A 10,491-nucleotide genomic window follows, 5' to 3' on the forward strand; every position below is an offset into this window, starting at 1 on the left:
GCCCCGCCCGCGCACCCCCACGACCGCCACCCCGAGCGCACCGCCGCCACCTCCGGCAAGCGCAAGGGCCCGGCCAAGCCGCCCGAGCCCCGTGGCGGCATCCTCATGGGGCGCCCGTTCGGCGTCCCGGTCTACGTGGCGCCCAGCTGGTTCCTCGTCGCCGCGCTCATCACCTGGGTCTTCGGCGGCCAGCTCGACCGCGTCCTGCCCGAACTCGGCGCGGCCCGCTACCTGGTCTCGCTCTTCTTCGCGGTCGCCTTCTACGCCTCCGTGCTCGTCCACGAACTCGCCCACACCGTCGCCGCCCTGCGCTTCAAGCTGCCGGTCCGCCGGATCCAGCTGCAGTTCTTCGGCGGCGTCTCCGAGATCGAGAAGGAGTCGGAGACCCCGGGCCGCGAGTTCGTCCTCGCCTTCGTCGGCCCCCTGCTCTCCCTCGTCCTGTCCGGCCTCTTCTACCTCGGCATGATGGGCGTCGAGGCCGGCACGGTGCCCGGCGTGCTGCTCGCCGGACTGATGGTCTCGAACCTCATCGTCGCGGCCTTCAACCTGCTGCCCGGGCTGCCCCTGGACGGCGGCCGGATGCTCCGCGCCGTGGTCTGGAAGATCACCGGCAAGCCCATGAGCGGCACCATCGCCGCCGCCTGGGTCGGCCGCGCCCTCGCGATCACCGTCCTCATCGGCCTGCCGCTGCTCACCCAGACCGGCGCGCTCGGCGAGAACGCCGAGGACGTCAGCGGCATGGACACCGTCACGGACGCCCTGCTCGCCGCCATCCTCGCCGCGATCATCTGGACCGGCGCGGGCAACAGCCTGCGCATGGCCCGCCTGCGCGAACACCTCCCGGAGCTGCGCGCCCGCAGCCTCACCCGCCGCGCCGTCCCCGTCGCATCCGCCACCCCGCTCTCCGAGGCTCTGCGCCGCGCCAACGAGGCCGGCGCCCGCGCCCTCGTCGTCGTCGACGCGGACGGCGAACCCCGCTCCCTGGTCCGCGAGGCCGCCATCGTCGGCATCCCCGAGCACCGCCGCCCCTGGGTCGCGGTCAGCAGCCTCACCCAGGACTTGACGGACGGCATGCGGGTCTCCGCCGAGCTCGCCGGCGAGGACCTCCTCGACACCCTGCGCGCGACCCCGGCGACCGAATACCTGGTCGTCGAGGACAACGGCGCCATCTACGGCGTCCTCTCCGCGGCCGACGTGGAACGCGCCTTCGTGAAGGCCATGGCCCGGCCGACCGGGTAGGGCGTGCGGTGACAGTCCCGCCTGCGGGGACGGCAACGCGGTGGTCAGCGGCCCCCGCCGCGCCCGGTAGGCTGTTCACATGTCCGAACCGACCGGTGCCGCCCGCAGGCGCGGGCCCTTCAAGGTCGGGGACCAGGTTCAGCTGACCGACCCCAAGGGCCGCCACTACACGTTCACGCTCGAAGAGGGAAAGAACTTCCACACCCACAAGGGTTCCTTCCCGCACGACGAGCTGATCGGCGCACCCGAGGGCAGCGTTGTCCGCACCACCGGAAACGTCGCCTACCTCGCGCTGCGCCCCCTGCTCCCCGACTACGTCCTGTCCATGCCCCGCGGCGCCGCCGTGGTCTACCCCAAGGACGCGGGGCAGATCCTGGCCTTCGCCGACATCTTCCCCGGCGCCCGCGTCGTCGAGGCGGGCGTGGGCTCAGGCTCGCTGAGCAGCTTCCTGCTGCGCGCCATCGGCGACGACGGCATGCTGCACTCCTACGAGCGCCGCGAGGACTTCGCCGAGATCGCCAAGGGCAACGTCGAGCGCTACTTCGGCGGCCCGCACCCCGCCTGGCAGCTCACCGTGGGCGATCTCCAGGACAACCTGACGGACGGGGACGTCGACCGCGTCATCCTCGACATGCTGGCCCCCTGGGAGTGCCTGGACGTCGTCAAGAAGGCGCTCGTCCCCGGCGGCATCCTGTGCTGCTACGTCGCCACGACCACGCAGCTCGCCCGCACCGTCGAGTCCATCCGCGAGATCGGCTGCTTCAACGAGCCGACCTCCTGGGAGTCGATGATCCGCAACTGGCACGTGGAGGGCCTCGCCGTCCGCCCCGACCACCGGATGATCGGCCACACCGGCTTCCTGCTCACCGCGCGCCGCCTCGCGGACGGCGTCGAGCCGCCCATGCGCCGCCGCCGCCCCGCCAAGGGCGCGTACGGCGAGGACTACGACGGCCCGAACGCGGACGGCGGCAGCCGAGGCCGCTGACCCGCACCCGGCCACGTACCACCGAACAACGCACCGGCGCCGCCACTGAGTTCCCCGGCTCGAAGGGGAACTCAGTGGCGGCGCCCGTTCGTTGACCCCTTGGCAGCACTGCGCTCACCGGCCACTGCGGAACCGCTGAACACATCAGGACCCCGCCGTTCCGCCCCACTGTGACGTATGGCACGATGCTGGCCATCCCCCCGGCACAGCCCTCACAGGAGACGCTCCTAGTGCAGCAACCCGCCGTCCCGGAACTGGCGCACACCACCACCCGCCCCGTCCACTGGCTGGCCACCGCGGCCGCACTCGCCGCTGTCGTCGCGGCCTCCGGCTTCCTGCAGCCGGGCTCCGCCACCGCGGCCCAGGCCGACTCCAAGCCGGTCGGCACCGCCGCCCACGCCGTCGCCCCGCCCGACCCGGCGGCGGTCCGCTTCCCGCTCAACTGCGGGCCCGTCAAGGTCCTCGTCCAGAAGAAGGCCTCCGGCGACCTCGACGGCGACGGCAGACCCGAGACGGTCGCGGTCGTGCGCTGCGACGCCGGCTCCGGTACCCCGCCGAACGGCGTCTACGTCCTCACCCAGCCCCCGGGGGCGAAGCCGAGGATCGTCGCCACGCTCGTCGACCCGAAGGACCGGTTCTCCGTCCGCGCCCTCGCCGTACGCGACGGAGCCGTCACCGCGACCCTCGACGGCTACTCCTCCGACGCGGTCCCGCGCTACCGCCCGGACGTCCACGACAAGGCCAAGTGGCAGTGGCAGGGCGGGTCGTTCGTCCGCTCCACCCCGGCCGCCGCGAGCAGCGTCTGAGCCGACGGGAAGGGCCCTGCACGCCGACGTCCGGCGTACAGGGCCCTTCCGCGTGACGGAACCCCTACTCCGCGTCGGGCCCGTACACCTCGACGCTGTCCGAAACACGACGTACGTGGATGCAGTCTCCCGGACACTCCTTCGCGGACGCCACGACATCCGTGAGAAGCGGAAGCGGTACGGGTGTTGAGGCGCCCGGTGCCTGCAACAGTTCGTCGTCCGCGCTCTTCACATACGCGAGTCCGTCGATGTCCAGCTCGAAGACCTCCGGCGCGTACTGTGCACAGATTCCGTCCCCGGTGCACAGGTCCTGGTCGATCCACACCTCCAGCGGAACACCGGTGGCGGTGCCGGATCCGGCCTCTTGCTGCACGGTCATGTCTCCTGCCGTTTCCTGCGTCGCGGCCCCGGAAATCCGACTTCACAGGAGCAAGTCGGGCCAGGCCTGACGGGTGTTGAACAGTTCGACCCTACAACCGCCCGCTTTCCGATGTTGTTGGGTGGGTATTCCCCTGGCGTGAGGGAGAGCGCAAGGGTGAAGATCGGACACTCCTCGACCGTCTTTGTGATCTAGGGGTTTCAATCAACACCCACCCAGGTAGGGTCTGGAAGCGTCCAGCTCCCCTTGGAGGAGGTGAGGACCGTGGCAGCCCACGACGACGACATCAACCGCGGCATCCGCCCGGGACGAGGGTCCGACGACCCCGCCGGACAGATTGCCTATCTCGAGCAGGAAATCGCCGTCCTGCGGCGCAAGCTCGCCGACTCTCCGCGTCATACGAGGATTCTCGAAGAGCGGATCGTCGAGCTGCAGACCAACCTGGCCGGCGTGTCCGCCCAGAACGAACGGCTTGCGAACACGCTCCGAGAGGCCCGCGACCAGATCGTGGCCCTCAAGGAGGAAGTCGACCGGCTCGCGCAGCCGCCGGCCGGCTTCGGAGTTTTCCTCACAGCGAATGAGGACGGTACCGCCGACATCTTCACCGGCGGCCGCAAACTCCGGGTGAACGTGAGCCCCGGCGTCGAGCTCGAAGAGCTCAGGCGCGGCCAGGAAGTAATGCTCAACGAAGCGCTCAACGTGGTCGAGGCCATGGAGTTCGAGAGCGTCGGCGACATCGTCACCCTCAAGGAGATCCTTGAGGACGGCGAGCGCGCCCTCGTGACGGGGCACACCGACGAGGAGCGGGTGGTACGGCTCGCCGAGCCACTGCTCGACGTCGTCATCCGCCCCGGCGACGCACTTCTTCTCGAACCCCGTTCCGGCTATGTCTACGAAGTCGTACCGAAGAGCGAAGTGGAGGAACTGGTCCTCGAAGAGGTCCCGGACATCGGCTACGACCAGATCGGCGGCCTGGGCAACCAGATCGAGCTGATCCGGGACGCGGTCGAGCTGCCCTACCTCTACCCGGACCTCTACCGGGAGCACGAGCTGCGGCCGCCGAAGGGCGTGCTGCTGTACGGGCCCCCCGGATGCGGTAAGACCCTGATCGCCAAGGCAGTCGCGAACTCCCTCGCCAAGAAGGTCGCCGAAGTGACCGGACAGGGCCAGGGCAAGAGCTTCTTCCTGAACATCAAGGGCCCTGAGCTCCTCAACAAGTACGTCGGCGAGACCGAGCGGCAGATCCGCCTCGTCTTCCAGCGTGCTCGTGAGAAGGCCAGCGAGGGCACGCCCGTCATCGTCTTCTTCGACGAGATGGAGTCCCTGTTCCGCACCCGTGGCTCCGGCGTCAGCTCGGACGTGGAGAACACCATCGTCCCGCAGTTGCTCGCCGAGATCGACGGCGTGGAAGGCCTGCAGAACGTGGTCGTGATCGGTGCCTCGAACCGTGAGGACATGATCGACCCGGCCATCCTGCGGCCCGGCCGGCTCGACGTGAAGATCAAGATCGAGCGTCCGGACGCAGAAGCGGCCAAGGACATCTTCGGGAAGTACCTCACCCAGCGCCTGCCGCTGCACGCCGACGACCTCGGCGAGCACAGCAGCGACCGGGGAGCCACGGTCCACAACATGATTCAGACCGCCGTGGAGCACATGTACGCGGAATCCGAGGAGAACCGCTTCCTGGAAGTCACGTACGCCAATGGCGACAAGGAAGTCCTGTACTTCAAGGACTTCAACTCCGGCGCAATGATCGAGAACATCGTCGGACGCGCCAAGAAGATGGCCATCAAGGCCTTCCTCGAACAGAACCAGAAGGGCCTTAGGGTCTCCCACCTCCTGCAGGCTTGCATCGACGAGTTCAAGGAGAACGAGGACCTGCCCAACACCACCAACCCGGACGACTGGGCCCGGATCTCCGGCAAGAAGGGCGAGCGGATCGTCTACATCCGCACCCTTGTCACCGGAAAGCAGGGCGCGGACACCGGACGCTCCATCGACACGGTGGCGAACACCGGTCAGTACCTGTAAAAGACAGGGGGCTGCGGGTGCCCGGTTTCGGGTACCCGCAGCCCACTGTTTTTCCAGGCAACCAACGGGCAGCGACCACCGGGCCGCCTGCCCGATGTCGGAGCGAAGCAATGACGCAAATGATCTCCCCACCGGCGCAGAGGCGTTCTAGGCTCTTCCATGCCGCCGAGTCGCGCAGTGCGGGGACGGGCACCGTGCGCGCACCGGAGAACCAGCGGTACTTGAGCGCCGCCCCCGACCGAGGGCGCCGCCGGGCAAGGAGGGCCGCATGACCGTACGGCGAGTAATGGGTATCGAGACGGAGTACGGAATCTCCGTCCCCGGCCACCCCAATGCCAATGCCATGCTCACCTCGTCCCAGATCGTCAACGCGTACGCGGCGGCGATGCACCGGGCCCGCCGCGCCCGCTGGGACTTCGAGGAGGAGAACCCGCTGCGCGACGCGCGAGGCTTCGACCTCGCCCGGGAGGCCGCCGACTCCAGCCAGCTCACCGACGAGGACATCGGTCTGGCCAACGTCATCCTGACCAACGGCGCGCGCCTCTACGTCGACCACGCACACCCCGAGTACAGCTCCCCGGAGATCACCAATCCCCGCGACGCCGTCCTGTGGGACAAGGCCGGTGAGCGCATCATGGCCGAGGCCGCCGAGCGGGCCGCCCAGCTGCCCGGCGCCCAGCCGATCCACCTCTACAAGAACAACACCGACAACAAGGGCGCCTCCTACGGGACGCACGAGAACTACCTGATGAAGCGGGAGACCCCCTTCTCGGACATCGTGCGCCACCTGACGCCGTTCTTCGTCTCCCGTCAGGTCGTCACCGGTGCGGGCCGCGTCGGCCTCGGTCAGGACGGGCACGAGCACGGCTTCCAGCTCAGCCAGCGCGCGGACTACTTCGAGGTCGAGGTCGGCCTGGAGACCACGCTGAAGCGCCCGATCATCAACACCCGCGACGAGCCGCACTCGGACGCCGAGAAGTACCGCCGGCTCCACGTGATCATCGGCGACGCGAACCTCTCCGAGATCTCGACGTACCTGAAGCTCGGTACGACCGCCCTGGTCCTGTCCATGATCGAGGACGGGTTCATCGCGGTGGACCTGGCCGTGGACCAGCCGGTCCGCACCCTCCACCAGGTCTCCCACGACCCGACGCTGCAGCATCTGATCACTCTCCGTAGCGGCCGCACACTCACCGCGGTACAGCTCCAGATGGAGTACTTCGAGCTCGCCAGGAAGTACGTGGAGGAGCGCTTCGGCGCGGACGCGGACGAGCAGACCAGGGACGTCCTCACGCGCTGGGAGGACGTGCTCGGCCGCCTGGAGAGCGATCCCATGAGCCTGTCCGGGGAGCTGGACTGGGTCGCCAAGCGGGAGCTCATGGAGGGCTACCGCCGTCGGGACGACCTGGACTGGGACGCGGCCCGGCTGCACCTGGTCGACCTCCAGTACGCCGACGTACGGGCCGAGAAGGGCCTCTACAACCGCCTGGCGGCGCGCGGCAAGATGAAGCGCCTGCTGGACGAGACAGAGGTCGAGACGGCCCGTACGAAGCCGCCGGAGGACACTCGGGCGTACTTCCGGGGCCGCTGTCTGGAGCAGTACGCGGACGACGTCGCCGCGGCGTCCTGGGACTCGGTGATCTTCGATCTGCCGGGCCGGGACTCGCTTCAGCGCGTCCCGACCCTCGAACCGCTTCGCGGAACGCGGAACCACGTCAAAGAGCTCCTCGACCGGTGCCGCACGGCCGAAGATCTGGTCCGGGTGCTGTCCGGAAACTGATCGCCGGCTGATCCGCGGCTGAAAAGTCGGCCGCAGGGGAATCACAGAGGTGGGCTCCGCACGTTGGACGAAGTGCGGGGCCGATGTCGGACCCGACTTGTAGGGTTCTGATCACGAACGACCTGTACGACGTGAATGTCGAACCGAGCGGGGTGAGCTGGACATGGCAACCAAGGACACCGGCGGCGGACAGCAGAAGGCGACGCGTTCCACCGAGGAGGTCGAGGAGCAGGCGGTCGACGAGCAGTCGACCGAGGACCTCAAGGAACGCCAGGAGAAGCTGAGCGACGACGTCGACTCGGTTCTGGACGAGATCGACGACGTCCTCGAGGAGAACGCAGAGGATTTCGTGAGGTCATTTGTGCAAAAGGGTGGGCAGTAGTCCACGTACATGAGCGAGGGGGTACGGCGTTCTCGCCGCGAGGCGCGGCGGCCCCGGGCTGTCCTCGACGGACACGAGGTCTTCGGCGGACACCAGGGGCGGGACGGCGGCCTGCGGGCATGCCGCAGGCCGTACGTCCCCGGGCATGCGCGATCTGTCCCGATGCCCCGGCCGCACATGTGGATCACCGCCATGAGACGGGTAGGGTCCGTGGCGTACTGTGCTTCAACTGCAATTCGGCCATCGGCAAGTTGGGGGACGATCCCGACACCCTCCGTCGAGCCGCCGCATACCTGGAAGGAAACGCGTGGAAGCCAACCCTCGTAGCACCGGGCGTCTGCCGGCTGCCTTCCTGACGCCCGGATCGTCGTCCTTCATGGACTTCCTGTCCGAGCACCAGCCCGAAATCCTTCCGGGCAACAGGCAGTTGCCGCCCACGCAGGGCGTCATCGAGGCCCCGCACGGCACGACCATCGTGGCGGTCACGTTCCCGGGGGGCGTCGTGCTCGCCGGTGACCGTCGGGCGACGATGGGCAATGTCATCGCGCAGCGTGACATCGAGAAGGTCTTCCCGGCGGACGAGTACTCCGCCGTCGGCATCGCCGGTACGGCCGGTCTTGCCGTCGAGATGGTCAAGCTGTTCCAGCTCGAACTGGAGCACTTCGAGAAGGTCGAGGGTGCGCAGCTCTCCTTGGAGGGCAAGGCGAACCGGCTGTCGACCATGATCCGGTCGAATCTGGCGATGGCCATGCAGGGGCTGGCGGTTGTGCCCCTGTTCGCCGGGTACGACGTCGACCGCGAGAAGGGGCGCATCTTCTCGTACGACGTCACGGGCGGTCGCAGTGACGAGCACGGGTACGCCGCGACCGGTTCCGGTTCGGTCTTCGCGCGTGGGGCGATGAAGAAGCTCTATCGCGAGGATCTGACGGAGACGGAAGCGACGACGCTGGTCGTGCAGGCGCTGTACGACGCTGCCGACGACGACTCGGCGACGGGTGGTCCGGACATGGCACGGCGGATCTTCCCGATCGTCACGGTGATCACGGAGGACGGTTTCCGGCGGTTGTCGGACGACGAGTCGTCCGAGATCGCGCGCTCGATCCTGGAGCGGCGGCTGGAGCAGCCGGACGGTCCGCGGGCCGCTCTGCTCTGAGCCGGCCGTTCTTGTTGCCTCTGGTTCCCCACTGACGCGTTACTGACAGAAAGGGACGGATAGCCGGTGTCGACGCCGTTCTATGTCTCACCCCAGCAGGCGATGGCCGACCGCGCGGAGTACGCGCGCAAGGGCATCGCCCGCGGTCGCAGCCTGGTCGTGCTGCAGTACGCCGACGGCATCGTGTTCGTCGGGGAGAACCCGTCCCGTGCGCTGCACAAGTTCAGCGAGATCTACGACCGGATCGGCTTCGCCGCCGCCGGCAAGTACAACGAGTACGAGAACCTGCGGATCGGCGGGGTCCGTTACGCGGATCTGCGCGGATACACGTACGACCGTGACGATGTGACGGCCCGTGGCCTGGCCAACGTGTACGCGCAGACGCTCGGCACCATCTTCTCCAGCGCCGCCGAGAAGCCGTACGAGGTGGAGTTGGTCGTCGCGGAGGTCGGTGAGACCTCCGAGGGGGATCAGATCTACCGGCTGCCGCACGACGGGTCGATCGTCGACGAGCACGGCTCGGTCGCGGTCGGCGGCAACGCCGAGCAGATCAGCACCTATCTGGACCAACAGCACCAGGAGGGCATGACGCTCTCCGAGGCGCTGAAGCTGGCGGTCCAGGCGCTGTCGCGCGATACGAACGGCAGCGAGCGGGAGATCCCCGCGGAGCGTCTTGAAGTGGCGGTCCTCGACCGGACGCGGCCGCAGCAGCGCAAGTTCAAGCGGATCGCCGGGCGGCAGCTGTCGCGGCTGCTGACGGCCGAGGGCGCTGCCGAGGTCTCGAAGGCGGCGTCGGACGCGGTGTCCGACGACGACTCCTCCGACGACGAGTCCACCGAGGAGTAGCCCGCGGTGCGTCGTGCGTGTGCCCCGGCCGGTTTCCGAACCGGCCGGGGCACACGCACGTCACGGCTCGGTGCGGGGCGGCGGCGCCGTCGAGCCGCGCACGATCAACTCGACCGGGAGCGGGGTGGTCTCCGGCGTGCGGCCCTCCAGGACGGCCAGCAGAGCCGCCATGCCGCGCTCACCGAACTCCTCGGCCGGTAGCCGCACGGTGGTGAGTTCCGGCTCGACCGCGGTGGCCAGGGAGAGGTCGTCGAAGCCGGTGATCGAGAGGTGGTCGGGGATGCGCAGCCCCATCCGGCGCGCGGCCTTGTAGGCGCCCGTGGCGAGCTTGTCGTCGTCGCAGACGATGGCCGTGGGCGGGAAGAGGCCACTGGTGCGCAGGGCGCGCTCCGTGGCCACCAGGGCGTCCTCGACGGTGAGGGCGGAGCGCACGGTACGCACCGTGGTGCCGGGCAACCGGCCGGTGCGGGCGGCCAGTTCCCGCGCGCGCACGTCGAAGGTCCACGACGTGACCGCCGAGGCGATGTGCAGGAAGTGCCGGTGGCCGAGGTCCAGCAGGTGGTCCGTGAGCCGGCGGGTGCCGTCGGCGAGATCGAGGTTCACGGTCGTGGCGCCGAGGTTGCCCGCCGGGTCGCTGTCGAGCATGACGAGGGGCAGGTCGTCGCCGCGCAGCGCCGCGACGGCGTCGGCGGCCATGGAGGAGGCCAGGATGCCGTCCAGGGCGGCGCGGGCCGAGGGGAACGGGTCGCGGGCCGGGCCGACGCCGTCGGGGGAGGGGTAGAGGACGACGCCGAAGCCGTGCCGGGCCGCGAGGCGGGCGGCGCCCGTGTAGACGCCCGCGAAGAACTCGTTCGTGAGCGCGGGGACGACGAGCAGGGCGGTGCGGGTGC

At 69.1% G+C, this 10,491-nt stretch carries 10 protein-coding genes and 1 pseudogene; 9 read left to right on the top strand and 2 right to left on the bottom strand.

The genetic code is table 11. The features are described 5' to 3' along the window. The 3 genes from G3I40_RS12665 to G3I40_RS12675 form a co-directional block, all read left to right on the top strand. On the top strand, positions 1-1,239 hold a 1,239-nt coding region (locus G3I40_RS12665), incomplete at its 5' end, for a site-2 protease family protein (RefSeq protein ID WP_239091697.1). Positions 1,240-1,318: 79 nt separating this feature from the next. Then, complete coding sequence (locus G3I40_RS12670) at positions 1,319-2,224, top strand: tRNA (adenine-N1)-methyltransferase (protein WP_164302259.1); 906 nt, start codon at positions 1,319-1,321, stop codon at positions 2,222-2,224. A gap of 230 nt (positions 2,225-2,454) precedes the next feature. Then, positions 2,455-3,030, top strand: coding sequence for a hypothetical protein (locus G3I40_RS12675; RefSeq protein WP_164302260.1), 576 nt, complete (start codon positions 2,455-2,457; stop codon positions 3,028-3,030). Between the two features lie 64 nt (positions 3,031-3,094). On the opposite strand, the gene G3I40_RS12680 is transcribed toward G3I40_RS12675, so the two are convergent. After that, positions 3,095-3,409, bottom strand: a complete 315-nt coding sequence (locus G3I40_RS12680; protein ID WP_164302261.1) for a ferredoxin — start codon at positions 3,407-3,409, stop codon at positions 3,095-3,097. Between the two features lie 264 nt (positions 3,410-3,673). Between G3I40_RS12680 and arc the strand changes: the two genes are divergently transcribed. The 6 genes and pseudogenes from arc (at position 3,674) to prcA (ending at position 9,601) form a co-directional block, all read left to right on the top strand. After that, on the top strand, positions 3,674-5,440 hold the full coding sequence (gene arc / locus G3I40_RS12690) for a proteasome ATPase (protein WP_164302262.1): 1,767 nt from the start codon (positions 3,674-3,676) through the stop codon (positions 5,438-5,440). Between the two features lie 268 nt (positions 5,441-5,708). Beyond that, positions 5,709-7,220 carry a depupylase/deamidase Dop gene (gene dop, locus G3I40_RS12695; protein WP_203643939.1) on the top strand — a complete coding sequence of 504 codons (1,512 nt, stop codon included), beginning with the start codon at positions 5,709-5,711 and terminating at the stop codon, positions 7,218-7,220. 163 nt (positions 7,221-7,383) lie between these two features. Next, on the top strand, positions 7,384-7,602 hold the full coding sequence (locus tag G3I40_RS12700) for a ubiquitin-like protein Pup (protein ID WP_164302263.1): 219 nt from the start codon (positions 7,384-7,386) through the stop codon (positions 7,600-7,602). Positions 7,603-7,748: 146 nt separating this feature from the next. After that, positions 7,749-7,958: pseudogene (locus G3I40_RS12705) on the top strand (endonuclease VII domain-containing protein); the annotation flags it as partial. Continuing rightward, positions 7,910-8,755, top strand: coding sequence for a proteasome subunit beta (gene prcB, locus G3I40_RS12710; RefSeq protein WP_164302264.1), 846 nt, complete (start codon positions 7,910-7,912; stop codon positions 8,753-8,755). The pseudogene G3I40_RS12705 and the gene prcB, both read left to right, overlap by 49 nt. 66 nt (positions 8,756-8,821) lie before the next feature. Continuing rightward, entirely contained in the window at positions 8,822-9,601 is a 780-nt protein-coding gene (gene prcA, locus G3I40_RS12715) for a proteasome subunit alpha (RefSeq protein WP_164302265.1), read from the top strand. A 60-nt stretch (positions 9,602-9,661) separates the two neighbouring features. Here the strand turns inward: prcA and G3I40_RS12720 are convergent. Beyond that, positions 9,662-10,491 (bottom strand): substrate-binding domain-containing protein (locus G3I40_RS12720; protein WP_164302266.1); only part of this gene is annotated, 830 nt, incomplete at its 5' end.

This window comes from Streptomyces sp. SID14478 (genome assembly GCF_010548525.1).
Classification (GTDB): domain Bacteria; phylum Actinomycetota; class Actinomycetes; order Streptomycetales; family Streptomycetaceae; genus Streptomyces.

Bases quoted from the DNA above. Each gene is read 5' to 3' on its own strand.
- dop (WP_203643939.1), top strand. From the start codon at position 5,709: ATGACCGTACGGCGAGTAATGGGTATCGAGACGGAGTACGGAATCTCC.
- G3I40_RS12700 (WP_164302263.1), top strand. From the start codon at position 7,384: ATGGCAACCAAGGACACCGGCGGCGGACAGCAGAAGGCGACGCGTTCC.
- G3I40_RS12670 (WP_164302259.1), top strand. From the start codon at position 1,319: ATGTCCGAACCGACCGGTGCCGCCCGCAGGCGCGGGCCCTTCAAGGTC.
- G3I40_RS12680 (WP_164302261.1), bottom strand. From the start codon at position 3,409: ATGACCGTGCAGCAAGAGGCCGGATCCGGCACCGCCACCGGTGTTCCG.